At 57.8% G+C, this 25,099-nt stretch carries 21 protein-coding genes; 13 read left to right on the top strand and 8 right to left on the bottom strand.

Annotation, left to right across the window (positions count from 1 at the left end; genetic code table 11):
- Positions 1–16: 16 nt before the first annotated feature.
- Positions 17–607: a hypothetical protein gene (locus ACQK2Q_RS06515; protein ID WP_425408933.1), complete on the top strand. Its 591-nt coding sequence runs from the start codon at positions 17–19 to the stop codon at positions 605–607.
- Complete coding sequence (locus tag ACQK2Q_RS06510) at positions 604–1,422, top strand: hypothetical protein (RefSeq protein WP_425408932.1); 819 nt, start codon at positions 604–606, stop codon at positions 1,420–1,422. The genes ACQK2Q_RS06515 and ACQK2Q_RS06510 overlap by 4 nt, the downstream gene beginning before the upstream one ends.
- Here the strand turns inward: ACQK2Q_RS06510 and hpnH are convergent.
- Positions 1,366–2,520 (bottom strand): adenosyl-hopene transferase HpnH, encoded by a 1,155-nt coding sequence (gene hpnH, locus ACQK2Q_RS06505; RefSeq protein WP_425408931.1) that lies wholly within the window; start codon positions 2,518–2,520, stop codon positions 1,366–1,368. The two genes, ACQK2Q_RS06510 and hpnH, sit on opposite strands and share 57 nt — an antisense overlap.
- A gap of 45 nt (positions 2,521–2,565) precedes the next feature.
- Complete coding sequence (ispH, locus tag ACQK2Q_RS06500) at positions 2,566–3,573, bottom strand: 4-hydroxy-3-methylbut-2-enyl diphosphate reductase (RefSeq protein ID WP_425408930.1); 1,008 nt, start codon at positions 3,571–3,573, stop codon at positions 2,566–2,568.
- A 259-nt stretch (positions 3,574–3,832) separates the two neighbouring features.
- On the opposite strand from ispH, the gene ACQK2Q_RS06495 reads away from it, so the two are divergent.
- Positions 3,833–4,498, top strand: coding sequence for a hypothetical protein (locus ACQK2Q_RS06495; protein WP_425408929.1), 666 nt, complete (start codon positions 3,833–3,835; stop codon positions 4,496–4,498).
- Positions 4,499–4,624: 126 nt separating this feature from the next.
- Positions 4,625–5,512, top strand: a complete 888-nt coding sequence (locus ACQK2Q_RS06490; RefSeq protein ID WP_425408928.1) for a polyprenyl synthetase family protein — start codon at positions 4,625–4,627, stop codon at positions 5,510–5,512.
- Between the two features lie 45 nt (positions 5,513–5,557).
- Here ACQK2Q_RS06490 and ACQK2Q_RS06485 read toward each other — a convergent pair whose 3' ends face one another.
- Together ACQK2Q_RS06485 and ACQK2Q_RS06480 are read right to left on the bottom strand one after the other, a co-directional pair.
- Positions 5,558–6,178 carry an MlaC/ttg2D family ABC transporter substrate-binding protein gene (locus tag ACQK2Q_RS06485; protein WP_425408927.1) on the bottom strand — a complete coding sequence of 207 codons (621 nt, stop codon included), beginning with the start codon at positions 6,176–6,178 and terminating at the stop codon, positions 5,558–5,560.
- 222 nt (positions 6,179–6,400) lie between these two features.
- Positions 6,401–8,983, bottom strand: coding sequence for an MMPL family transporter (locus ACQK2Q_RS06480; RefSeq protein WP_425408926.1), 2,583 nt, complete (start codon positions 8,981–8,983; stop codon positions 6,401–6,403).
- A gap of 154 nt (positions 8,984–9,137) precedes the next feature.
- Here ACQK2Q_RS06480 and ACQK2Q_RS06475 point away from each other — a divergent pair, with 154 nt between their 5' ends.
- The 3 genes from ACQK2Q_RS06475 to astD are packed head-to-tail and all read left to right on the top strand — an operon-like array spanning position 9,138 to position 12,872.
- Positions 9,138–10,400 (top strand): hydrolase, encoded by a 1,263-nt coding sequence (locus ACQK2Q_RS06475; RefSeq protein ID WP_425408925.1) that lies wholly within the window; start codon positions 9,138–9,140, stop codon positions 10,398–10,400.
- Complete coding sequence (locus tag ACQK2Q_RS06470) at positions 10,397–11,407, top strand: arginine N-succinyltransferase (protein WP_425408924.1); 1,011 nt, start codon at positions 10,397–10,399, stop codon at positions 11,405–11,407. Before ACQK2Q_RS06475 ends, ACQK2Q_RS06470 begins: the two co-directional genes overlap by 4 nt.
- 4 nt (positions 11,408–11,411) lie before the next feature.
- Entirely contained in the window at positions 11,412–12,872 is a 1,461-nt protein-coding gene (gene astD, locus ACQK2Q_RS06465) for a succinylglutamate-semialdehyde dehydrogenase (protein ID WP_425411129.1), read from the top strand.
- Positions 12,873–12,881: 9 nt separating this feature from the next.
- On the opposite strand, the gene ACQK2Q_RS06460 is transcribed toward astD, so the two are convergent.
- Positions 12,882–13,376: a VOC family protein gene (locus ACQK2Q_RS06460; protein WP_425408923.1), complete on the bottom strand. Its 495-nt coding sequence runs from the start codon at positions 13,374–13,376 to the stop codon at positions 12,882–12,884.
- Positions 13,377–13,471: 95 nt separating this feature from the next.
- On the opposite strand from ACQK2Q_RS06460, the gene astB reads away from it, so the two are divergent.
- Together astB and ACQK2Q_RS06450 are read left to right on the top strand one after the other, a co-directional pair.
- On the top strand, positions 13,472–14,794 hold the full coding sequence (gene astB, locus ACQK2Q_RS06455) for an N-succinylarginine dihydrolase (protein WP_425408922.1): 1,323 nt from the start codon (positions 13,472–13,474) through the stop codon (positions 14,792–14,794).
- Positions 14,795–14,898: 104 nt separating this feature from the next.
- Positions 14,899–16,728, top strand: a complete 1,830-nt coding sequence (locus ACQK2Q_RS06450) for an ATP-binding protein (protein WP_425408921.1) — start codon at positions 14,899–14,901, stop codon at positions 16,726–16,728.
- A 5-nt stretch (positions 16,729–16,733) separates the two neighbouring features.
- Here ACQK2Q_RS06450 and ACQK2Q_RS06445 read toward each other — a convergent pair whose 3' ends face one another.
- Positions 16,734–17,210, bottom strand: a complete 477-nt coding sequence (locus ACQK2Q_RS06445) for an Lrp/AsnC family transcriptional regulator (protein ID WP_425408920.1) — start codon at positions 17,208–17,210, stop codon at positions 16,734–16,736.
- 176 nt (positions 17,211–17,386) lie between these two features.
- On the opposite strand from ACQK2Q_RS06445, the gene ACQK2Q_RS06440 reads away from it, so the two are divergent.
- Together ACQK2Q_RS06440 and ACQK2Q_RS06435 are read left to right on the top strand one after the other, a co-directional pair.
- A complete protein-coding gene (locus tag ACQK2Q_RS06440; protein WP_425408919.1) occupies positions 17,387–18,457 on the top strand; it encodes a Glu/Leu/Phe/Val dehydrogenase dimerization domain-containing protein in 1,071 nt (356 codons plus the stop codon).
- Positions 18,458–18,477: 20 nt separating this feature from the next.
- On the top strand, positions 18,478–19,665 hold the full coding sequence (locus ACQK2Q_RS06435; protein WP_425408918.1) for an acetyl-CoA C-acyltransferase: 1,188 nt from the start codon (positions 18,478–18,480) through the stop codon (positions 19,663–19,665).
- Between the two features lie 260 nt (positions 19,666–19,925).
- Here the strand turns inward: ACQK2Q_RS06435 and ACQK2Q_RS06430 are convergent, their stop codons facing one another.
- Positions 19,926–22,007 carry an amidohydrolase family protein gene (locus tag ACQK2Q_RS06430; protein ID WP_425408917.1) on the bottom strand — a complete coding sequence of 694 codons (2,082 nt, stop codon included), beginning with the start codon at positions 22,005–22,007 and terminating at the stop codon, positions 19,926–19,928.
- Positions 22,008–22,168: 161 nt separating this feature from the next.
- Here ACQK2Q_RS06430 and ACQK2Q_RS06425 point away from each other — a divergent pair, with 161 nt between their 5' ends.
- Positions 22,169–23,380 (top strand): acyl-CoA dehydrogenase, encoded by a 1,212-nt coding sequence (locus tag ACQK2Q_RS06425; RefSeq protein WP_425408916.1) that lies wholly within the window; start codon positions 22,169–22,171, stop codon positions 23,378–23,380.
- A 269-nt stretch (positions 23,381–23,649) separates the two neighbouring features.
- Here ACQK2Q_RS06425 and ACQK2Q_RS06420 read toward each other — a convergent pair whose 3' ends face one another.
- Complete coding sequence (locus ACQK2Q_RS06420) at positions 23,650–24,708, bottom strand: NAD(P)/FAD-dependent oxidoreductase (RefSeq protein WP_425408915.1); 1,059 nt, start codon at positions 24,706–24,708, stop codon at positions 23,650–23,652.
- A gap of 130 nt (positions 24,709–24,838) precedes the next feature.
- Here ACQK2Q_RS06420 and ACQK2Q_RS06415 point away from each other — a divergent pair, with 130 nt between their 5' ends.
- Positions 24,839–25,099: a hypothetical protein gene (locus tag ACQK2Q_RS06415; protein ID WP_425408914.1), complete on the top strand. Its 261-nt coding sequence runs from the start codon at positions 24,839–24,841 to the stop codon at positions 25,097–25,099.

Below are 25,099 nucleotides of genomic sequence, written 5' to 3'. Positions count from 1 at the left end.
GGGGTCAAACGCGAAAATGTCGGATCAAGATTTTTCAAGTTGGACTGGCTTCGCAATTATGTTCGCGTTGGTGGTAGTGATACTTGGCCCGTTATTTTGGTCGTTGCATCAGGCAAAAAAACCTTTGCCTATAGGGCATGATGGCTGGGTAACTACCGAGCGTTCTATCTTTGACCATGTGATCGGCGTTATACAAATTGGATTTTCGTTAGTTTGGCTTTTTTTGGGCGTACTTTCACCTTTCTTTTTAGACGAACTTAATATCGGTGCGATTCTGATTTTTCTCTTGATGTTGATTATGGGATATTGGTTTTTACAAAACTTTTTGATCGTTTACTGCGCTAAAATCCGATTTAATGATCAAAAAGTAGAATATAAGGCCTTTTGGAGAAACATAAGCGTCTACTGGAACGAGGTAGAGTCTATAAGCATGGGCTCCAACGGCCCGAGGATTTCGACCGTTGATGGAAGTTTTTCAATTTCGAACACGCGTCGGGGATTTTACCAGTTGTTGGATATTGCTCGCGAAAAGGGCGTTGATGTTCAGAACAGCCCATACTTAAAGAGCCCGACCACATCTTCGTTTCATCAGAAAGATAAGCCGTGATAGGGTTTATCGGCGTCATTTGCGGCCTGAAATCCGAAGCGGCGGTTGTGTCCGCCAGCGTTGATCAGTCGAAGGTTCGCATCGGCGTCTCCGGCGCGAATGCACAGCGTGCTGAAGAGATTGCAAAGCGGTTTTGCGACGAGGGCGCGAGCGCGGTCCTTTCCATCGGCGTTTCCGGCGGGCTCGATCCTGCGCTGAAGCCCGGCGATCTCGTCATCGGCGAGACGGTGATCGCCGATGACGGATCGGTTTATGCGAGCGACCGGGACTTGCTAGGCGCCCTCTTTTCCTCCCCCATTTATGGGGGAGGTGTCGCGCCGAATTTTATTCGGGGCGACGGAGGGGGCCTAACAAGCCATCCGCCTCGCCCCCACCGTCCGCTTCGCGGACACCTCCCCCGCGAGCGGGGGAGGAAAGATGAAGGACGAAGCATTATTGTTGGCGCCCTCTTCGGCGCCGACGAAATTGTCGACAGCGTGCAAAAAAAATCAGCGCTGTTTCATAATCATGGGGCCGTCGCCGTCGATATGGAAAGCCACGGCGCGGCGCGGGCGGCGGCCAGGGCCGGCGTTCCTTTCGCCGCCATCCGCGCCATCGCCGACCCGGCGGACCGCGCGCTGCCGAAAGCCGCGCTTGATGCTGTGGCGCCGGACGGCTCGACCCGCGTTCTTAAAACATTAGGAGCCGCATTGCGCGACCCCAGACAGTTTCCGGAATTGATGAAGCTTGGCGCTGACTCGGCCGCCGCGACGAAAACGCTACGCCGCGACCTCGGCCTTCTCTTTGGCCCGCTTTTTCTCAGCCTCGATCTTTGACATTTCGCTTTCGACAATCTCTTCGTGATAGTCTTCCGCGGGACGGGCGTTTGACAGATTGATCTCCGGCGCCATTGGCCCTTCGGTTTTGATCTTGAACATGTTCGGGATCTTGAACATTTTCAGCGGGTTTTTCACAGCGTCCATGGCGGCCGTCGGCTCATAGCCGCAATGCGCCATGCAGTTAGAGCATTTTTCGTATTTCCCGGTGCCGTATTTGTCCCACTCGGTCGTTTCCATCAGTTCCTTGAAGCTTGAAACGTAGCCTTCGCCGAGGAGGTAACAGGGCTTTTGCCAGCCGAAGACGTTGCGCGTGGGCGAGCCCCAGGGCGTGCACAGATATTCTTCATTGCCGGCGAGGAAGTTGAGGAACAGCGACGAATGCGACAGGTTCCACTTCCTTCCGCGCTCTTTGCCGATCCGGAAAATATCGCGGAACAGATTTTTGGTTTTCTCGCGCGACAGGAAATGGTCCTTGTCTTCGGCGCGCTCATAGGCGTAGCCCGGCGAGATCGAAATGCCGACGCCGAGGTCAGTCGCGAAATCGAGATAATCAGCAACCTGTTTCGCCGTCATGTTATCGAAGATCGTGGCGTTGACATTGACGTTAAAGCCCTTGTCCTGCGCCGCCTTGATCGCCTTGATGGCGATCTTGAAGGTGCCTTTCTGATCGACTGCGTGGTCGTGCTCTTCTTCAAGACCATCGAGATGGACAGAGAAAAACAGGAACGGCGAGGGCTTGAAGAGATCGAGCTTTTTCTCCAGCAGCAGCGCGTTGGTGCAAAGCGAGACGAATTTTTTGCGCTTGACGATCCCCTCGACGATTTCGCCGATTTCCTTGTGGATCAGGGGCTCGCCGCCGGGGACGGCGACGACAGGCGCGCCGCACTCGTCTACAGCGTCGAGGCATTCCTTGACGGAGAGGCGTTTGTTGAGGATCGGCGCCGGATAGTCGATCTTGCCGCAACCGGGGCATGCGAGATTGCAGCGGAACAGCGGCTCCAGAAACAGCACCAGCGGATATTTATCGCGGCCCATAAGCGTTTGCTTGGCCACATAGGCGCCGACGCGGATTTGCTGATGAAGCGATACTGACATTGGATATTCTCCGGACGATTTTATTTGTTTTCAGTCTTCTGACATTCAAGCGTTGCTGACGGCCCACGCTTCCATGGCGTCTTTCGGACGTTCGACATCCGCAAGTTCACGCGGCAATTTGAAGTGGATATTTTCCTGGACGCCGTCCAGCGTTTCCACATTGACGGTGCGGTAGTTTCGCAACCTGGCGATGGTTTCCTGCACCAGCGTTTCCGGCGCAGATGCGCCTGCGGTCAGTCCGACTGTCTTGACGTCTTTCAGCCAGGCCGGGTCGAACATGGATGCGTCTTCGATGAGAAAACTCGGAATGCCGAAATTCTCGCCGATTTCCCGCAGCCGGTTAGAGTTTGAACTGTTGTGCGCGCCAACAACCAGCAGAAGATCCACCTGTTTCGCCATGGCGATGACCGCCGTCTGCCGGTTTTGCGTGGCGTAACAGATGTCGCGCGTGTCAGGGCCGACGATCTTCGGGAACCGGTTTTTCAGCGCCGCGATGACGTCTTTCGTATCATTCACCGAAAGAGTTGTCTGGGTCACAAACGCAACGCGTTCGTCGTCTGTCACGCTCAGATCCGCAACATCCTCCGGTTCGGAAATCACATGCACCGTACCCGGAATTTGTCCAAGCGTGCCTTCGACTTCCGGATGGCCGATATGGCCGATCAGGACGATGTCAAAGCCTTTTTCCGCGTAACGGCGACCCTCTTTGTGGACCTTGGTGACAAGCGGGCAGGTGGCGTCGATGACGTCAAGCTCCCGGACCAAAGCGCCGTTCTCGACTTTCCTGGCGACCCCGTGCGCTGAAAAAACCGTCACGGCGCCGGTGGGAATTTCGTCAATTTCCTCTACGAAAATGGCGCCGCGCTCGCGCAGCGTATCAACGACATATTTGTTGTGAACGATTTCGTGGCGCACATATACTGGCGCCCCGTATTTCTCCAGTGCGCGCTCGACAATATCGATCGCCCTTTCAACGCCGGCGCAAAATCCGCGCGGTTGAGCGAGAACGACTTTTATTTCTTCGTTTGATGACGCTTGCGCCCGATCGGACATGAAAACGCCCCCTCCGCCAATACCTAAAGAATCAACCCAACCCGCCTTATTTCACGGGGCTCTTGCTGGAACAACCACGCTGCGGAATTTTCCGCTGATCTATATATCGTGTTGCATTGCAGTGCAAAAGAACCTCGTGCCCTTTGCCCCGAAATACAAGCCCTGCGCGCGCAAGTGTGACTGAATGGTAACGGCCTTGGCGGCGCGCCGCCCCTCGTGTAGCTTCGCCGCCTGGGGAAATGGGCAGGGGTTCACGATAATGTTTCAATTGTTTACAGGCCGCGGTGCGCCATCAGCGGAGACGGCCTGGCCGCTGGCGAAAGTGGTTTCGGCGCTTGAAAGCCAGTTTGGCGCGCTCGAAACGCTCGGGGAAGAGGGTGCGCTCAAAGTTTTCGGTATCGAGGACAATGGCGTCAATTTTGTTGTGGCGCTGATGCAGACCGCGCCGCAATCCGGCAGCGTCGCCGAATTGGGGTTTCTCGCGCGGTTTGTGGGCTTTCCTGTGGACGTCCAACTGATCGAGGCGCTCAATCGCAACCTCCATATTTCGATGGTTTCTCTTGAAGGCGCGGATCTGTTCTTGATGGCGGGACTTGCCGTAACTGGTGATTTTGACGCCGGGCAGTTCAAGCTGATCATGGAGCAATGGCGTCGCGACCTGATGATAACGCTGCACGGTCTGTCCGGGGAAGAGGCTTCCATGGCGGCGGCGTTTCCCGCTGCGAAAATGGAGGCGGCGCGAAATTTCGCCGCTAACGTTGCGCCGGCCCCGGTTGATGACAGGCCTGTCGATATTCTGGCCAGCTTTCTCGGCGCTGGCGCGAAGAAAGCGCTCTGCGATGACTGCGGCGGTCGCGGCAAGCGTGGTTTCATCGCAAGGATGTGCGGCGAATGCGACGGAACAGGTTTCGTCGCGAAGCGCTGATTCAAAAACGCTTTACCGGGTTCACAATCGCTATCGCCGGCTATATGCCGGCGACCCAGAATACGTCTCCTCATGACTGGATGCCTGGGACCAAGCCCGGGCATAACAACTTAAAAGATGGAAATCATGTCCGCGTTCAATGAAACGATCAAGGAAACAGCCGCGCTCATCGAAGACGCGCTCGAGGGATTTTTACCGCAGCGCGAGGGGCCGCTCGGGCGCGTGGCGGGCGCCATGCGCTGGGGCGCGCTTGACGGCGGCAAGCGCTTGCGCCCGTTCCTTGCGATCGCGGCGGCGGACATGTTTGACTGCCCGCGCGAACGCTCGATCCGCGTCGGTTGCGCGGTTGAGATGATCCATTGCTACTCGCTGATCCATGACGATCTGCCGGCCATGGACGATTCGGACCTGCGCCGCGGACGGCCCTCGGTGCATAAAAAATATGACGACGCCACGGCGATCCTCGCCGGCGACGCCTTGTTAACGCAGGCCTTTGAAATTCTCGCCGGTCCGGAAACCCATCCGGACGGCAATGTGCGCTGCGCCGTGGCGCTGGAACTGGCGCAGGCCTCCGGCAAAGCCGGCATGGTGGGCGGTCAGATGATCGATATTTACGCAGAGCAAAAACAGTTCGACCTTGCAGGTATCGAAGAGCTTCAACGGCTGAAGACCGGCGCGCTGATCCGCTTTGGCGCGGTTGGCGGCGGTCTGATCGCTGAAGCGTCAGCAGACGAGGTGGCTGCGCTGGCGGCCTATGCGGAAGATCTGGGGCTGGCGTTCCAGATTGTCGACGACATTCTGGACGCGACAGCGGATGCGGAAACGCTGGGCAAACCGGCGGGCCGGGATGCAGAGATGGACAAGGCGACTTTTATCAAGCTTCTCGGCATGGACGGCGCAAAGACAAAAGCCGCGGAACTGGTTGACCGCTGCAAGGCGCATCTCGACCCCTTCGGCGCCGCCGCCGATCCGCTGAAAGGCGCAGCCGATTTCGTCTTTGAGCGGAAGAATTGACATGCGGTCTAAACTTGCGCGCCTGAACGCCCTTTCAATATGTGTTCACGCGGCTTCGCTTTCCAGCCGGTCAATCAATGCGTCAACGCCGTTGGCCGCGACGAAAGAGGAAAATTCCTCGCGCTTCAGCGTGATAATCGAGCCGCCGGCGACGATGATATCCACGATTTTGTTTTCGCCATCCTGATTTCGGATCCGCCAGACCACATTCAGCTTCTTGCGGTCGCCAATATCAAAATCAGTCGAGACAAAAACATCGCCGCGCGATGCGGGTTTGGAATCGACAACCGTATACGGCTTGCCGAAAATTTTGTGGAACTGATCGGAATAGATACGGGTCATGTAGGCGGGAAATGCAGCGTCATAGCGTTCATTCTGGGCGTCGCTCATATCCTCTCGAAAACGTTTCGCCAGGACGATGCGGGAGATGAAATCGAGATCCATTTTGTCGCCCAGGAAGGCGCGGAAGGTCTGCAGCCGCGCTTCTTCAGACAGACTATCGTCGGCGAGCGTGGCGGAGGCTTCATCGATTAGCGACTTGGCGAACTGGGTCGCGCCCTCGACATTATCAACTTCCTGCTCCGCAACCGGCTCGGGTTCCTGTGCGATTACAGGACTGACAGCGGAAGCGGCGACGAGCGCGGCGAGAATTCGAACGCGTGACATGAACATTGGACCTGTAACCCTCTTTTATCCGGCGCGGGTTGCGTCCCGGCCAATTCCAGTGACGACCAATATGGGATGATTGAGGCGGAATTCCAGCATGATCCGGCCGGAACGGCGGCGCTACGGTTAATTTCCGCTCATGAAACGGGACAGTAACTACGCTTTGTCTAAACGGCGAACAGGTTCTAACGACCTGTAAACTATATATATTTTGCTGGCGATCTAATCGCCGATCGAGCGCTTTTTGTCCCCGTAATGAAATGCAGCCGGCAACACGATGAGCGTGCAGATCAGGGTGAACAGGATCGCGATGGAAAGGAGTTCGCCCATGGACGCCGTCCCGCGATGCGGAGAGAGCATGAGGCTGCCGAATGACGCCACCGTCGTCAGCGCTGCGAATAGCACGGCCCGCGGCGTCGATGTGCCGTATATGCCTTCGCCCGCCTCTATCTGGCGCTGGCGCATCACCAGATGAATGCCGCTGTCCACGCCTATGCCGATAAGCAGCGGCAGGACGATCACATTAGCGTAATTGAACGGGATATTCAGGAGCACGCCGGTCGCCGCCGTCAGCACCGCCGCGAGCGCCAGCGGAAACAGCATCAGCAAGACGGTTCGCGGGCGCCGGACGAGAATCAACAGGAATATTGCAATAACGCCAAAGGCAATCGCGGTCGCCTGCAGCATCGCGTTGGAAATTGTCTCGCCGGCTTTGCGGGCCTGGTAGGCGCCGCCGGCGAGGCCGGAAATTTCCGCTTCCACGTCATCGACAAAGGCGTCGAGCGCCCGGAAATCGCGGACATCAGCTTTCGGCATAATATCGACGCGCCATTTGCCGTCTTCGCTCAAATAGCGCGCGCGCAACGCGTCGGGCAGGGAATCGAGTTCGATATAATCGGCATTCATCTGCGCGCGCAGCAACGAAACGAGCTGTGGCCAGTAGGCGAAAATGTTTTCCTGAAGCAAAGCGAGCCGCGCCTCATCATTCACATCAATGTCGCTGAGCAATGCGGCAAGCTCCGCGCCCGGGCCTTCGGAATAAGCTTCATCTAGGCGCGCATGCAAAGCCTCGATGCCAGCCGCCGCTGAGGGTCCTTCCGTCGAATTCGGTTGCGCCTCGAGCGAAAAAGCAAGCGTGCCGGCGCCGAAATCGATCAGTTCAAGTTTCTCGTCCTGTGCGTCCGGCACAAAGTCCGGCAGTGAACGAACCGCCGCCACTGTGTCCAGCGCGCTCGCCCGTTTGGCCGTCTCCACGGCTTCTTCGCGCGACTCCACAAGCCGGCTAAGGCGATAGGGCAGCGTTTGCGGGTCTTCAAAGAGAAGATTGAAACCCTGTACCGACGGCGCGTCGGGGTTTCGCAATGACATCTGGTCCGCGTCAAAACGCACTTGGGGCATCAGCGCCAGCGCCAGAACGCCGAGGACGATTGTCGCCAGGGCGACAGGACCGGAGATCTTGGATATGCCGTCGAAAAGTTTTCGTATCTGTCCGCTGGAGGTTTGGCGCGGCCGGCCCTTGAAGAATGCAAGCGAGGCCGGTCCGAAGGTGATGGTGACAAAAAGCGCGACAAGCACGCCAACCGCGGCGATGACGCCAAGCTGGGCGATGCCGTCAAACTTGGTCGGAACGAAAGACAAAAACGCGAGCGCGGTCGTCGGTCCCGCCAGCGCCAGCGCCGGGCCGACCTCGTGAAGCGCGCCTTTCAGCGCTGTTGCATTGTCCTGCCCGGCGGCGCGCCGTTCCTGAACATGCAAAAACAGGTGGATCGCGAAATCGAGGCCCAGCCCGACGAGCAGAACGGTAAACGCGACCGATACGAGATTGAGTTCTCCCATGAAGGCGGCGGCGAAAGCCGATGTCAGCGTCAGCGTGATAATAAGCCCGACCAGCGTCAGTCCCGCCATCGCAACCGACCGGTAGCAAAACAGCAAGAGGACGGTAACCAGGATGAATGACAGCAGGAAAGAATATCCGATGCCTGTGGTGACAGCTTCAAGCTCTTCAAGCCTCAGGGCCGGATCGCCTGTGATATACGTTTCAACGCGTCCGCCGAACTGCGCATTCATTCGTTCGGTTTGCGTGCGCAGGGCGTTCACCGCGCCTTTCGCCGGTTGCAGCCGCGCATAATCGAGCACCGGCGTTGCATAAAGCAGCCGCGTATGCGCGTCCTTTTCGGACATTTCCGCATCGATAGCGCCCATCCAGGAAAAAGGGCGGCGCTCGCCGTTCAGCGTCGCGTCTGTGACTTCTGTTAGTTCGGCGTAGAGGCTTTGCAGCGTGTCCTGTCCGAGGTCGGATTGCGCAGCGAGCGCGTCATTTTCCGCCATGGTCGTGAAAAGCGTGCCGACGGTCGGGCTCTTGATGAGGGTTTCAATGAGGCCGGAAGCTTTCGACATTTGCGTAAGCCGCGACTCCAGATCGCTTTCGCTGAGATAAAGAAGGCCGTTCTCGCGAAAAAACGGTTCCTGCGCGGGGGCGAAGACGGACGTAAAGTCGTCGCTTTCATGAAGGGCGCCGCGCAACGCAGTCGCATAGGCGTCGGCCTCGTCAAGGCTTGGGGCGCGTATGACGACAATTACGTCTTCTTTCATCTGCGGGAATGCGTCCCGCAATTCGCCCGCGCGCTGCTGGAACGGCAGCGCCGGGTCAAGCATGGCGCTGGTGTCGGTGTTAACCTTCAGATGCGTCGCCGCGTATGCGCCGGCCAGAATCGCCAGAAAGACAATCGAAACGGCGAACGGCGCGCCGGCCCTCCGGGCGCCCTCAGCCCAGGTGGAGAGCAGCATTTCCATAAATTTCAACATGCAGCGGTAATAACGCCCGTCTTGATCAATTTCGCCATCTTTTTACGACTATAGGGGGCTTTGCCCCGGGAAGAAATGCGTTGCGATAGCCAATCTGCCTAGCTTTTTCCGCCTCTCTTGCGGGGATTCGCAGGCTTCGCTAGTGCTTTGCCCAATGACAGAAAATCACGACTACCAGACCGATCTATCGTTTCTGGACGACAAACGCGCGGCCATGACCGAAACGTTGCGGGCGTGGTGCGCCATCAACTCCGGCAGCGGCAATCTGGACGGCCTTGCGGCCATGCACGCCGCGCTCGGCGAAGCTTTTGGCGCGCTGGAGGCGGCGGTGGAAACGGTTGCTTCGCGCAACCATGAAATTGTGACGCCGGCTGGTGAAAAAATCGAGCAACCGGTCGGCGATATGCTGCGCCTCGTCAAACGCCCGCAAGCGCCTGTGCGCGTACTCTTGTCGGGCCATATGGACACCGTTTTCCCCGCCGATCATCCGTTTCAGGGAGAACGCTTTCTTGACGACGATACGCTGAATGCGCCTGGCGCCGCCGACATGAAGGGCGGCCTGCTCGTTATGCTGTACGCCCTGCAAGCCATAGAAGCGTCGCCGCTGGCCGATCGGATCGGTTATGAAGTATTGATCAACGCCGATGAGGAAATCGGCTCGCACGGATCCGCCCACATGCTGACGCAAGCCGCCGCGCGCGCGCAGTTCGCTTGCGTTTACGAGCCGGCGCTGGCTGACGGCACGCTCGCCGGCGCCAGAAAAGGCAGCGGCAATTTCGCGGCGGTCATCAGGGGAAAAAGCGCGCATGCAGGCCGCGAGCATCATCTGGGCCGAAACGCGCTGGCGGCGGCGGCGGATTTTGTGTCAGGAATCGACAAGCTTTCCGGCGGGCGCGACGGATTGACCGTGAATGTGGCGCGCATTGACGGCGGCGGGCCCAATAATGTCGTGCCTGATCTTGCAGTGGTGCGTTTCAACGTGCGTGTTGAGCAGCCGGAAGACTCCGAATGGCTGACGAAAAAAGCGGATGCGCTCATCAATGACATTAACGCCCGGGAGGGTTACAGCGCCGAGTTGAACGGGGGGTTCACCCGTCCGCCGAAACCGATGACGCCGCCGTTGGAAAAATTCTTTCTCGCCTTGCGCGCGGCCGGCGAGGATCTTGGCCTTGCGATCGACTGGAAACCCACCGGCGGTTGTTGCGACGGCAATAATATCGCCGCCGCAGGCATTCCCGTTATCGACACGCTGGGCGTCAGGGGGGCGAACATTCATTCTGCGCAGGAATATGCAAAGCTCGATAGTCTGGTGGAACGCGCAAAGCTTTCCGCATTGCTATTATTGAAGATCGCCGGGGGCGATATCGCCAATCCCGGCGCAGCAACGTCGCAAGCAGCCACGGAGGCGGCGTCATGAGCGTGGCCGTGATGCGCCCCGTGCGGCGTGAGGACTTTGAGGCCGTCCTGTCGCTCGCCAAGCAATCCGGCGGCGGCATGACCAATCTGCCAGGCGATCCGGATGCATTGAAGGCGCGAATTGAATTCGCGGTGCAAAGTTTTGAGGCCAATGCAGACGCGCCCTCCGGCGAAGTCTATATGATGGTGCTGGAGGAGGCGGGAAAGGTTCTCGGCACCGCCGCTGTGTTTTCGGCGATCGGGCTTGAGCACGGGTTTGTCAATTACCGGATTAACAAGACCGTACACGTATCATCGCAATTGAAAAAACGCATTGAGCGGCGCCTCTTGATGCCGAGCCATGACTTTACCGGATGCGGTGAAGTGGGCTCGCTTTTTCTCTCCCCGGAGGCCCGCGGCGGCGGTTACGGAAAATATCTGGCGAAATCACGCTATCTGTTCATTGCGCAGCACCGCCGGCTGATTGCTGACCCGGTCTGCGCCGAGCTGCGCGGATGGCGCGATAAAAACGGCGAACAGCCATTCTGGGAATCGCTTGGAAAACTGTTTTTCGATATGGAATTCGAGGATGCGGATCTGACGAATTCCGCGCTGGGCAATCAGTTCATTTCAGACCTGTTGCCGCGCCATCCGATTTACGTGGCGATGCTGCCGAAGGCGGCGCGCGATATACTGGGCAAACCCCATGATGACGCGCTGCCGGCGTTTAATATGCTTCTGCGAGAGGGATTTGCGTTCCGTGGTTATATCGATGTATTTGACGCAGGGCCCCTTGTCGACGCTCATATCGACGACATTGCGACGATCAAGAACAGCAAGCTTTGCGACGCAAAGATAGGCGATCCCGGCGACGCGCCCGTGCATCTGCTGGCGGCAGGTTATTTAACAACGTTCCGCACAGCGCGGGCGCCGGCGAAAATCGATGGCGACGCCGTAACGATATCAACAGATACTGCAGCCGCGCTTGGCGTTAAACCCGGCGATGACGTACGCGCTGTGAAATGGTGACATGATGACCAATAAAATTCTGATCAATGGCGAATGGCGCGAAGGGCGGGGCGAGGAATTTTCAAGCCGCGACCCTTCTACCGGCGAAGAGATCTGGACCGGCAAGTCCGCTACGAAATCCGATGTTTCCGATGCAGTTTCGGCGGCGCGCGGAGCGTTTGAGACATGGGCGCTGACGCCGGTTGGAACGCGCATTGAAATCATGGAGCGTTATCGCGACCTCATCAAGCGCGACGCCGACGATCTGGCGCAGTTGATCTCTCGCGAAACCGGCAAGCCCTTTTGGGAGACCAAGACCGAAGCGGCCGCAGTCGCCGGAAAAGTCGATATCTCCATCAAGGCCTTTCATGAGCGAACGGGCGAGCGCTCCAGCAGCGCCGGGGCCACGAACGCTGTCTTGCGTCACAGGCCGCATGGCGTAATGGCGGTGCTGGGGCCTTACAACTTTCCGGCGCATCTGCCGAACGGACATATTGTTCCCGCACTGATCGCCGGCAACACCGCCGTCTTCAAACCATCGGAAATGACGCCGGGGCCGGGCGCCTTCATCATTGAACGGATGGTTGAGGCGGGGGTCCCTGACGGCGTTGTCAACATGGTGCAGGGCGCGCGCGAAACCGGCGCCGCGCTGACGGGCGCGGATGTGAACGGCGTATTGTTCACCGGCGGCGCAAAGACCGGGCTGGCCATTCACAAGCAATTTGCTGACCGGCTGGATGTCATTCTCGCGCTCGAACTCGGCGGCAACAATCCGCTGATCTGGTGGGATACGAAAGATGTGGACGCCGCTGCGCTGGCGGTTGTTCAGTCGGCGTTTTTAACGACAGGCCAGCGATGCACTTGCGCGCGGCGGCTGATCGTGCCGGAGGGCGCCTCTGGCGACAAAGCCATTGAAGCGCTGGCGAAACTGACGGACCGGCTTGTCATCGGCGCGCCGTTCGACGAGCCGCAACCGTTCATGGGGCCGGTGATTACGCCGCAAGTCGCCGAAGGGCTTGAGCGCGCCTTCGATCAGCTTCTCGACCGCGACGGCGAGGCGATCCGCAATCTCTCCGTGCGCGACGAAGGCGCGGCGTTCGTCACGCCCGGCATTGTCGATGTGACCCGCGCGGACGCCGTGCCGGACGAGGAACATTTCGGGCCGCTGTTAAAGGTCTGGCGCGTCGCCGATTTCGATGAAGCCGTCGCCCGCGCCAATGCGACGAAGTTTGGCCTTTCGGCGGGGCTTCTTTCCGATGATCGCGGCAAATGGGACCGTTTTCTGGCGCTGTCCCGCGCCGGCATCGTCAACTGGAACCGGCAGACCACCGGCGCATCGGGCGCCGCGCCTTTTGGCGGGATCGGCGAGAGCGGCAACCACAGACCCTCGGCCTATTACGCGGCGGACTATTGCGCCTATCCGGTTGCGTCAATGGAAGGCGAGACGCTTCTTCCGATAGCGGACGACCAGGTTGGAATAAAGTAAACAGCCACATCAGTCGAAAACATACTTCGTATCCAGATCGCTGACGCCAAAAATCTGAATCCGGTTGCCATCGGGATCGAGCAGGATCGTCGAATGCAGTCCAAGCGCCTTGTCCAGAATGACGCGCCCGTCGCCGAAAAACGTTACATTGCGCTCGCGCAGCCCTGCGACAAAGGTATCGAAATCGGCGACCGTCACGCCGTATTTGAAAAGCCCAAGCGCACGGTTCGGCGCCGCTGGCGCTGTTGGCGTCATTTCAATAATCTCGAGGTTCAAATGATCGCTTGTTAATACCAGCTGTTCAAAACCATTCGCGCCTCTGTCGCGGATTTCGCGCATGTTGAAAACATCCGCATACCATTGGGCGCTGGCGTCGGCGTCAGTGACAATCACCGCGAGAAAACTCGGCGGAAGAGTGCTTTGCGTTTCGACCTGCGCAGCGCAAGCAGCATTCAGCAGAATTAACATTGCGCCGGAAAGCGTTGCGGAAATCCGATGGATCATTTGATGCGCCCCTTTTCTGAAATTCAAGCGCGGCATTGCCAAACAGGCCGTTGCGCCATAAGCCGGATTAACATGAATAATTGGCGAGCCTTATTGTGAACTATAGCGAATACAATTTTGACGGTCTCATCGGTCCGACGCATAATTACGCCGGTTTGTCGTTCGGCAACATCGCTTCGGCAACGAATGCAGGCGCTGCGTCGAATCCGAAAGAGGCGGCGCTGCAGGGCCTGGCGAAAATGCGCGCGGCCATGGAAATGGGACTGAAGCAGGGTTTTTTGCCGCCGCAGGACCGGCCGCATCTCAAAACGCTGCGCGCCCTCGGTTTTTCCGGAACGGACAAGCAGATTATCGAAAAGGCGGCGAAGGCGGAGCCGCAATTACTGGCCAATTGCTACGCCGCCTCAACCATGTGGACGGCGAACGCAGGCACGGTCGCGCCGTCGCCCGACACCGGCGACGGCAAGGTGCATTTCACCGCCGCCAATCTCGCCGCGAATTTTCACCGCTCCATCGAGGCCGATACGACCTCGCGTGTTCTCAAGCATATTTTCAAGGACGAGAAATATTTCGTCCACCATCCGCCATTGCCGGGGGGCATGCATTTCGGCGATGAAGGCGCGGCAAACCATGGCCGCCTTTGCAAAAATCACGACGATAAAGGCGTGCATTTATTCGTCTACGGACAGGACGGCGAGAAATTTCCGGCGCGTCAGAAACTGCGCGCGAGTGAAGCCGTCGCCCGAAACCATTTGCTCGATCCGGCGCATACAATATTCGCTCAACAGTCGACAACGGCGCTCGACGCCGGTGCGTTTCACAATGACGTCGTTGGCGTCGCTAATGGGGCTGTATTGTTCCTGCATGAACAAAGCTTCGCCGACCGTAATGCTGCATACGCCGCCATTCGCGAAAAAGCGCCTTTCGTCGAGATTATTGAAGCGCCGGCGGCCGCCATTTCGCTGGAAGACTGTATCAAATCCTATCTGTTCAACTCGCAACTCTTGACCCTGCCCGCCAGTAACGGAGCGGGCGGTGAAATGGCGCTGCTGCTGCCGCAGGAATCGAAGGAAAATCCTCGCGTCAAAGCCTTCGTCGATGAAACCGTTTCCAGAAACAATCCGATTAATCGCGTCATTTACAAGAACGTCCGCGAGTCCATGCGCAATGGCGGCGGGCCTGCCTGCCTGCGTCTGCGCGTCGTTCTGTCCGAAGAGGAAGCCGCCGCAGCCGACCGGCGCTTCATCCTCGACGACGCGAAAATTACAGCGCTCGAAAATTGGGTAAACGCCCATTACCGTGATCGCATAGCGCCGGAAGATCTTTCAGACCCGGCGCTGATGGAAGAGAGCTTCGCCGCCATGGAGGCGCTGACGGTTCTTCTTGGAATGGGAAAGTTTTTCGATTTTCAGCGGTAACAATTTCACTTCTGTGCCGTTTTAAGACATTCCGCGCGCTGTTCGGTAGGCGCACATTAACAAGTTGGTTCTATTTTTTCGGAAGGAATTTCTGGAGATGCGCGATGAGCGACGCCGCGCCGGGGAGAGAGCAGGAAAACTGTTCTTCAGAACCGTCGATTTTGTCGGGTTTGATATCGACGGCGCAAACGCGCCGCAGGCAATTGGCGACGCGTATCGTGATCGCCGCCGTCGGCGCCGCCATCATGTGGGCCGCCGTCGATCCTTTCTACGCCAAGTTCTGGTTTGCTGTGCTGATTATCAGTCAGGCGACCGATGATTTCGTCTGGAAGGGTTTTCGTGAACCCGAGCGGAGCAGCGCAGTTACAAAGTTAGAATGGCTAGTGCTATGCGGCAGCGCGGCGCAGGCCAGTTTGATATATTCCCTGTTTCCCGTTGCGCTTTGGTGGCTCTGGGGGCCCTCAGGAAAAGCGTTCGCCATGCTTTGGCTTGCCGGCGCATTGCTGCATGTGACCATGCATATGCATCATGAAAAGAGGACGTTCATTGCAGCGAGTCTTCCGCATGCGTTGTATTTCTTCGGTCTGCCGGTGTATTCGCTTTTCACCGGGTTAGAGCCGGGGCGGGCGGGCGCTGCGGCGTTGCTGGTTGCATGCCTGTTGTACCTTTCTCACCTGGTTTCCGCATTCAAGGAATATCAGGCGTCGAGCGCCGGCATGCGGCAGTCGCGCGAGGAGGCGTTAAAACGGCAAGCCGCCGCAGAATATGCAAGTGAAGCAAAGTCTGCCTTTCTCGCCAATATGAGCCACGAAATCCGGACGCCGATGAACGGTATCATCGGCATGGCCGATGCGCTGAACGCGGAAGACCTGACGGATTCGCAACGCGAAAAGATACAGGCGATCCAGGATTCCGGCGATCTCATGATGATGTTGCTCAATGATCTTCTGGACATCTCCAAGATCGAGGCCAACAAGATCGTCATCGAAAATGCGCCCTTCACGTTTGAGGACATAATCCGCAAGGTTAAAAACCTGCATAGTCAAAGCGCGAAAGCCAAAGGGCTGGAATTTTCGGTTATCTGCAAGGGCGATTGCTCGGCTGCACGGCTGGGAGACGGCCATCGCCTGTTACAGGTCCTGCACAATCTCGTGGCCAACGCCGTGAAATTTACATCGGCTGGCAAAGTAAGCGTTGTAATCATGCCGCCGGCTCAAGAAGACGGCGACACGCGGATCGATGTGATTGATACCGGCATTGGGGTGACGAAAGAGCAGGCGGCTAGGATTTTCCAGCCGTTCACCCAGGCCGACGCGAGTACGACCCGCAAATATGGCGGCACCGGATTAGGCCTATCGATCGCCAAGGGGCTTGTTGAAGCCATGGGCGGCGCAATCAGCGTTGCATCAAAACCCGGCGCAGGTTCGTGCTTTTCGATTAATATTCCAATGCCGCTAGCGCCCGCTGATGCGGTGCGTACGGCGGCCAGCGGCGGCTACAAGACTGAAGACGGCGGGCTGACAGGTCTTCGCGTCTTGGTGGGCGAAGACAATGTTGTAAACAAGGCCGTGCTTGGCGCCTTCCTGAAAGAGCGCCGCCACAAAGTTCAGTATGCAGATGATGGGCTTGCCGTTGTCGATGCTTTTAAAAACGGCGCCTTTGATGTCATTTTGATGGATATTTCCATGCCGGTATTGGATGGAACCGAAGCCTTGCGCCAGATCAGATTTCTTGAGCGCGAGCGTCGCGAGAATTCGCCGACGCCAATCATCGCCGTATCGGCGCACGCCATGACGAGAAATGTGGAAGAGTATTTGGCGCAGGGTTTTAACGGCTATGTGACAAAGCCGGTCAAATCAGCGGCGCTTCATGCCGAGATAGAGCATGCCGTGATGACTTCCGGCGAAAAGAAAAACCGAACCAGCGCTGCTTAACTTTCTCAACGAATAATGGACTGCGGCAGCGGCGTGACGACCCGGCGCGCGACTTCCCTGAGTGTAAAGCTGGATTCTACAGTTGAAATATTCGGCATACGCAGCATGGTTTCAGAAAGAAACGTTTCGTAAGTCGCCAGCGAAGGCACAACGACGCGAATGAAATAATCGAATTTTCCTGTAACGAGGTAACACTCCATCACCTCTTCGCGGTCTTTGATAGCGGTTTCGAATTCGCGGAGCGTCTTGTCGTCCTCGCGCTCCAGCTTCACAAGAATGATGACCGTCACATTGACGCCGAGCGCCTCGCGATTGATCTCGGTGCGATAGCCCTGAATAATGCCTTCCGTCTCCAGACGGCGCAGCCGCCGCAAGCAGGGCGTCGGCGACAGGCCGACCCGCTCGGCTAGCTCCGCATTGGTGATGCGCGCATTTTCCTGCAGGTGCTTCAGGATCTTGTGGTCGATTTGATCGAGTTTCATAGGTCCAGTTCCGCTAATCTATTCTGTATTTAGCATTATATGCTAATCGTCAAGATCAAAAACCTTATCTTTGACCGGAAGCGCTCCGCGGGCTGCGGTATCAAAAGGCGCGTTGAATTGCGCGCCCTCGATATGAAACAAGCGGACCGCAATGCCGCATTTGGGAGAACGCCTTCATGAAGTCTGAGGTTCTGGCCGTCGAAGGATGGCGCAAGGTGGTGCATTTTATCGATGATCAATCGGGCCTGAACGCAATTATCGCCGTTCATGATGCGACGCTGGGGCCGGGCTGCGGCGGTTGCCGGATCTACCCCTATGCGAGCTTCGAAGCCGGTCTTGAAGACGTTAAAAACCTTTCGCGCGGTATGACCTACAAGAACGCGCTTGGCGGCATCCCCTTCGGGGGCGGCAAGGCGGTTATTTTCGCTGATCCCAAAACGGATAAAACGCCGGAAATGTTGCGCGCCTTCGGGGCGGCCGTCGATCATCTGGAGGGGCTTTATTACACCGCTGAAGACAGCGGCGTTACGGAAGCCGATCTCGCCATGATCCGCTCCGTTACGCCCTATGCGGCTGGCATGGAAGACAAGGGCGTTGGCGGCAATCCGTCGCCTTTCACCGCGCGCGGCGTGTGGCGCGGCATGCAGGCGGCGGCGCGCGCCAAATTCGGCGCTGAGACGCTGAAAGATCTAACGGTTTCCATTCTTGGCGTCGGCGCCGTTGGGATGGAGCTTGCGCGCCTCATCCACGAGGAAGGCGGACGGCTGGTGGTCGCCGATGTCAATCCGACGGCGATGAAAGAGGCGGTTGAGCGTTTTGGCGCAGAGACATCAACGCCTGAGGATGCAATCGCCCTCGATGTGGATATTTTCGCCCCTTGTGCGCTGGGCGGATCGCTGAGGCAGGATTCGGTTGAAAGGATGCAAGCGAAAATTGTCGCCGGCGCTGCAAACAACCAGTTAAAAACGCCGGATATGGATCAGAAACTGCACGATCGCGGCGTTCTTTATTGCCCCGACTACGTTATCAACGCCGCCGGCGTCATCAGCGTCGGGCTGGAAATCCTGGGGACATGGGCAACCGAAGAAATGAACCGCCGTATCGATAAAATCGGCGACCGGCTCAGCGAAATCTTCGAGCGCGCACAGGCTGAGAACACGCCCACAGGCGCCGTCGCTGACAAGATGGCTCTTGAAGTGATTTCCAAAGGCGCCAAGTCTGGCGTAAAATCGACATCTGCGGCCTGAGACCGCCAAAGGAGAATTTCATGTCACAGCAAGATCCCATCGTCATCGCCGGTATGGCGCGAACGCCCATCGGTAATTTTCTGGGCGCTTTTACCAACGTCAAAGCGACAGAGCTCGGCGCGCGCTCGATAGAAGCGGCGCTTTCGCGCGGCGGCGTGAAGGCCGGCGATGTGGACGACGTGCTGATGGGCTGCGTTCTGCCGGCAGGCCTCGGCCAGGCGCCGGCGCGCCAGTCGGCCCTCGGCGCGGGATTGCCGATCTCGACGGCCTGCACCACCGTCAACAAAATGTGCGGCTCCGGCATGAAAACGGTGATGATGGGCCATGACGCGATCCTGGCGGGCGCCAGCGAGATTGTTGTCGCCGGCGGCATGGAATCCATGACCGGCGCGCCGCATCTCTTGCCGTCGGGCCGTACCGGCATCAAATACGGGGCGGGGCAGGTCTACGATCATATGGCGATAGACGGTCTTGAAGACGCCTATGAGCCGGGCCGCGCCATGGGCGTTTTCGCCGAAAAATGCGCCCGCGAATGGCAGTTCTCCCGCGAAGAGCAGGACGAATATTCCATGCGCTCGGTGACAAGAGCGCAGGAAGCGATCAAAAACGGTTCGTTCAAGGATGAAATCGTCTCCGTTGAGGTGAAAGGCCGTAAAGGCTCCGTCACGGTTGAGAATGATGAAAAGCCGGGCTTGGTGGATGCGAACAAAATACCCTCCCTGCGCGCCGCTTTCGAAAAAGACGGTACGGTGACGGCGGGCAACGCCTCGGCGATATCCGACGGCGCCGCGGCGCTCGTCCTGATGCGCCAGTCCATGGCCGACAAAAAAGGCGCGAAACCGGTCGCGCGCATTCTCGCCCATTCGACCCATGCGCAGGAGCCCGAATGGTTCACGACCGCGCCGGTCGCTTCGATAAAAACTGTTTTGGAAAAGGCCGGCTGGTCTGCCGATGAAGTCGATCTTTACGAGATCAACGAGGCGTTTTCGGTTGTGCCGCTCGCTTCAATGCGCGAGCACAAGCTGCCGGCGGAAAAGGTCAATGTTCATGGCGGCGCCATTGCGCTCGGCCACCCGATCGGCGCTTCCGGCGCGCGTATTCTCTGCACGCTGATTAATGCACTGCAACAGACCGGCGGCAAAAAGGGCGTCGCCTCGCTCTGTATCGGCGGCGGCGAAGCAACGAGTGTCGCGCTTGAGTTGGTGTAGTTCCGCCAATTAGCCTCATCCTGAGGTGCGCGCCCGCAGGGGGAGCCTCGATGCATGTGTGGCTTTTCATGCGTGAGCCGCACATCCTTCGAGGATTTTGCACAGCAAAAGCACCTCAGGATGAGGGTATGCGGCTTTTTGCGCGGGATTTATGATAAACACGTCGTTTGGTTGGAAAGTCATCCGCTTCATTTGCTGGTCTGCTTTCCAATCGACCGTTTTTAACCCTGGTAAAGCTAATAAAACCAGGATTTTTTAAATCACTCCCCGCTGACCGCCGGAACCTCAGTAAACGGCGTAATGCCGAATTCCGGATAGATTTCGCTCGGAAAATAAATCACGCCGCCGCGTGAAACCATGGCGATGGATTTGATCGCCTTGATGTTTTCGGTCGGATCGCCCGGCACGAGAAAGAAGTCCGCCAGCTTGCCCGGCTCGATGGCGCCGCGGCTGTCGGCGAAACCCATATAATCGGCCATGTCGTAGGTGGCGCGCCTCAGCGCTTCCGCCGGGGTGAAACCGAGCCGTTGAAAGAGTTCAACTTCGCGATGCAGGTTGAACGCGCCGCCAAGATCGGTTCCCGGCACCAGGAAAATGCCGCGCTCATGCATCATGGCGAGCGTGTCGATGATAGTCTCGAACGCCGCGCGATAGGCGGCGTCTTCTTCTTCATCGGCGACATTGAGGAGTGCGACCTTCGCGTTGCGCTGTACGGCGACCGGCATATTGGCCACGTAGTCCGCCATGCCGATGCGCGTTTCGCCATTGCGGGCGAGAAGGCCGTATTCATGAATGACGGTTGTCGGATCGGCGGCGATGTCGTTGTCGACCATCAGGCCAATGGTGCGCTGCACGGCTTCGCTTTCCAGATCGAGATCGGCGAATTTGGCCATGCCGGTAATGCGCTTCAAGGTGCGCGTATCGTCTTCCGGCCCGAGCACCCAGCTCAGCATCACCTGATTGATATGCGTGATCTCGTCATAGCCGGCTTCGATCATTTCATCGGGCGTTGAAAAGGCCGGGATATGTCCCGCAACGCGCATGCCGTTGGCGTGCGCGGCCTCCGCCATGGCGGGCACCCATTCGCCTTTGACGGAGCTGTAAATCTTGATTTGGTGATAGCCGCCGCGATCGGCGTACATCTGAACAAGATCCACGGCCTCGGCTTCGTTAGTGGCGAGCTCGCCTGTCGAATTGTTGGTTTCGCTGACGCCCTCAATGAAGCCGCTCATGGAAATACGGGGTCCGGCAAGAACGCCGTTCTCGATTTTTTCGCGCAAGGGCTCAAGAACGTCCATTTCATTGCCCATGTCGCGCACGGATGTAACGCCCGCCAGCACGTTGATCAGCGCATCGTCGTCGCCCATGTGGCCGTGCATATCCCAGAGGCCGGGGATCAGCGAGCCGCCGCCGCCGTCGATTTCAATCTCGCCTTCGGCTGTTGCGACGCTCAAAGGATCGATGGAGGCAATTGTTTCGCCGTCCACAACGACTGAAACGGGCGCCGACATATCCAGCGTTTCCGGCTGGAAAACGCGCACATTCCGGATACGCACCGGCTTACCGTAATCATGTGCATAGCGCGCCTGAATGTCTTCATATCGCGCAGCGCCGTAATCGGCGGCCATATTGCGCAAGCGCTCTTCTTCGCCTTCGAAGCCCTCGCGGATCGTGATGAAGCGCGGCGTGATATACGCGAAAAACCTGTTGTCGCTGTCGAGAATGAAATAATCCGGGTCGAGGTCGGCGCCGGAGATGGCGTAGGTGGTCACTTCAGTCTCGCCGCCGTCGCCGGCGCTGACGGTAAGCGTATCCATTTCGGTCAGGGTCAGTTCTCCCGCAGGCAGGGCGGGCATCGACCGGTCGCTGTCCTGCAAAAGCGCATTGGCAAGAACGTATGCGGCGTAAGGACTGCCGAACTGGCTGATATAAAGCGATGGTTCGCTTACCGCCGCCGTTCCGTCGCCGGTGGCGTCAGTCCAGGCGGCCTCTCCATTATTGAACGTATAGGTTTCTTCAATCTCATTGCCAAAGGCCGTGTTTCCGGAAATCGACCATGAAACAGGAACGCCGTTTTCATTGACGGTCAGGGTTTCCCTGAAGCCGGGACCGCGTCCATTATTTTTGTAATCATAATCAATGTCGATGTTCTGCCCGTCGCGCGTTACATTCATATGTCCGACACGGGTTCCGGCGATGATGACGGCATAGGTTTCGGCGGAAGCTGTTTCGCCCGGTTCGGCGGCGCTGTCGGGATCGGCTTGCTCCTGAGAGCACGCGGCGATGAATGAAAAGACGAGCGCGCTCGCCATGACCTGGCGTGTCAGAGTTGGTTTTCTCATGGTCGGATGGTTCCCCGGATGTTGCCCGCGCCGACCATCCCACAAACCGGCGGTTTGGGCCAGCGCGCTGGCAATGGGAAAAAAGCCGGTGAAACTGCCGGGCCGCGCATTGCAGCGATTTATTCCGGGGTCTACATACGGGCTCAATCAAGGAGATATTCATGGCGGATGCGAGCGGCAAGACCGTTGAAAAACAGAGCTTTGACTGGCGGGACCCGCTATTGCTGGAAAGCCAGCTTACCGATGAGGAGCGGATGATCCGCGATGCGGCGCGGGGCTATTGTCAGGACCGGTTGATGCCGCGGGTCATTCTCGCCAACCGTGAAGAGCGTTTTGACCGTGAGATCATGACCGAATTGGGCGGGCAGGGCCTGCTTGGCGCCACCGTTGCGGAAGACTATGGCGGCGGCGGCGCAAGCCATGTGTCTTACGGCCTGATTGCCCGAGAGGTTGAGCGGGTCGATAGCGGGTATCGCTCGGCCATGTCCGTGCAGTCATCGCTTGTCATGTATCCCATTGAGGCTTTTGGCACGGAAGAACAAAAGCAGAAATATCTGCCGAAACTCGCGAGCGGCGAATGGATAGGCTGTTTTGGCCTGACCGAAGCAGACGGAGGCTCCGATCCCGGGTCCATGCGGACGAAAGCGGAAAAACTACCATCGAGCCAGGGGGGCGGGTACAAGCTCAACGGCGCGAAAATGTGGATCACCAATTCGCCGATTTGCGACCTTGCAGTTGTCTGGGCAAAGCTGGACGGAGAAATCCGCGGCTTTGTCGTCGAACGAAACATCAAAGGTTTTTCAACGCCGAAAATTGAAGGCAAGCTTTCCCTGCGCGCGTCCATTACCGGCGAGATCGCGCTTGAGGACGCCGTGGTTCCCGAAGATGCGCTGTTGCCGAATGTAAAAGGGTTGCGGGGTCCTTTTTCCTGTCTGAACAAAGCGCGCTACGGTATCGCATGGGGAGCGATGGGCGCGGCGGAATTCTGCTGGATGGCGTCGCGCGATTACGCCATGGATCGTATTCTGTTTGGCAAGCCCATTGCCGGCACGCAACTCGTGCAAAAGAAGCTGGCGGACATGCAAACGGAAATTGCGCTTGGCCTGCAGGGCGCGCTGCAACTCGGCCGCCTGCTGGACGAAGGCGCCTATGTGCCGGAAGCCATATCGCTCATGAAGCGGAACAATTGCGGAAAGGCGCTGGATATTGCGAGACAGGCCCGCGACATTCACGGCGGCAACGGCATCTCTGACGAGTACCACATTCTGCGCCACGCCATGAATCTTGAAACGGTCAACACCTATGAAGGCACGCATGATATTCATGCGCTTATTCTGGGCAGGGCGATGACAGGATTGCAGGCTTTTCAGTAAACGCATTTCGGGAAGACAGACTTTAAGAAGACAAGTCTTTAAAAGGTCAGCGCCGGCCGCGCAAACTGATGTTGGCGTACCGGCGCTGGCGCCGTCCAAAGGGCGTTTCCTCCGCGGGACGTTTCCTCCGGGGACGGCGCGAACGCTTAAAGCATTCTCTGCGTCCCTCTCGTCCCCCCTGATTTAATACCATTCTGCGCAGGCGCGGTCACGCTGCATGTGCGAAATGCGTCGCGGCTTTCAGGCAACAGGGAGCAATTACTGACCGCCTACTGACCGCCGAGTTTGGCCTGCAGATCCTTCGCAGACGTTGTGTGCTGAAATTTCAGCTTTTTGTCGGGAAAAACATAATGAAAGGCGCCATGCGCCATTAGCGCCGCCTCGTGAAAGCCGGAAAGTATGAGTTTCAACTTGCCAGGATAAAACGCCATGTCGCCGATGCAAAAAATACCGGGCGCTGAGGTGGCGAATTTTTCCGTATCGACGCTGATCCGGTTTTCCGTCAGGTTGACGCCGAAATCAGCGATAGGCCCGAGCTTCATGGTCAGGCCGTAAAACGCCAGCAATGTATCACATGCGATATCGTAGGCGCCGGTTTCTTTGGACTCGACAGACACTGAAGAGAGGCGGCCCTCTGCGCCGTTCAGGCCTTTGATCTGCGCAATGTGCAAGTCGATTTCACCGGCGTCTGCAAGCGCCCGCATTTTGTCAACGCTATCCGGCGCGGCGCGAAAGTCAGCACGCCGATGAACAAGCGTGATACGCTCAGCTATGGGTTGAAGGTTCAGGGTCCAGTCGATAGCCGAATCGCCGCCGCCGGCGATGACGATGTTTTTCCCTTTGAAAGCGTCACGCTGTCGGACCGCATAGAAAACCGATTTTCCTTCATAGTCATCGACGCCGGGAATGGGCGGCTTTTTCGGTTGAAACGAACCGCCGCCCGCAGCAATGCAAATCACGGGCGCGGTGATGGACGTGCCGAGGTCGGTTTCGATACGCCATTTGCCGTCGCCGGTTTGCTGAAGACTTATCGCCATTTCATTAAGATGAAAAACCGGCTCGAAGGGTTCAATCTGTTCGAGCAGCTGCTTCGTCAGTTCCTCGCCGCTGATCGATTTTATGGCGGGAATATCGAGTATCGGTTTTTCCGGATAGAGTTCAGCGCACTGACCGCCGGGTTTATCGAGTATATCAATGAGGTGCGCCTTGATATTTAAAAGCCCGAGTTCGAAAACGGCGAACAGTCCGCATGGTCCCGCGCCGATGATAATGGCGTCGGTTTCATGGGCGCCGCCCGGCGGCGCGCTTTCAACGAGACTGGCGGCCATTTCGACATCCCTCCCGGCTTTTCCGAAAGGCTAACCGAGTTTGCTCGGGTTGCGAAAGGGGCTTTGCGCTATTGACGGCGCCCTTCCAGACCCTTCAGATATTGATGGGATTTAAGAAGGCGTCAGGATTTTGCACGGCATAAGGCAAATACTAGCGGTGCTGACGGGGCTGTGCGGTTTTATTTTGCTGGGCGGCGGCGTGGCGCTGTCCAATGCGGTCGGTGATTTCGCGCTTGCCGATGCAGAGCTGCGCCAGTTTCTGGCAATGCTTTTTGACACGAATGAGGCGGCGGCCTTCGCGGAAAAAGGCGCCGCCATCATGTTTCTTGCAGGCGTCACCCTGGCCGGCCTTGCCTGGTGGATGTGGCCGCAATCGCCGCGTCAGGAATAA

Source organism: Hyphococcus sp. (assembly GCF_965228385.1).
In the GTDB taxonomy this organism is placed as follows: Bacteria; Pseudomonadota; Alphaproteobacteria; order Caulobacterales; family Parvularculaceae; genus Hyphococcus.
The sequence above is the reverse complement of the archived record's forward strand: the minus strand, read 5'-3'. Positions and strand labels throughout refer to the sequence as shown.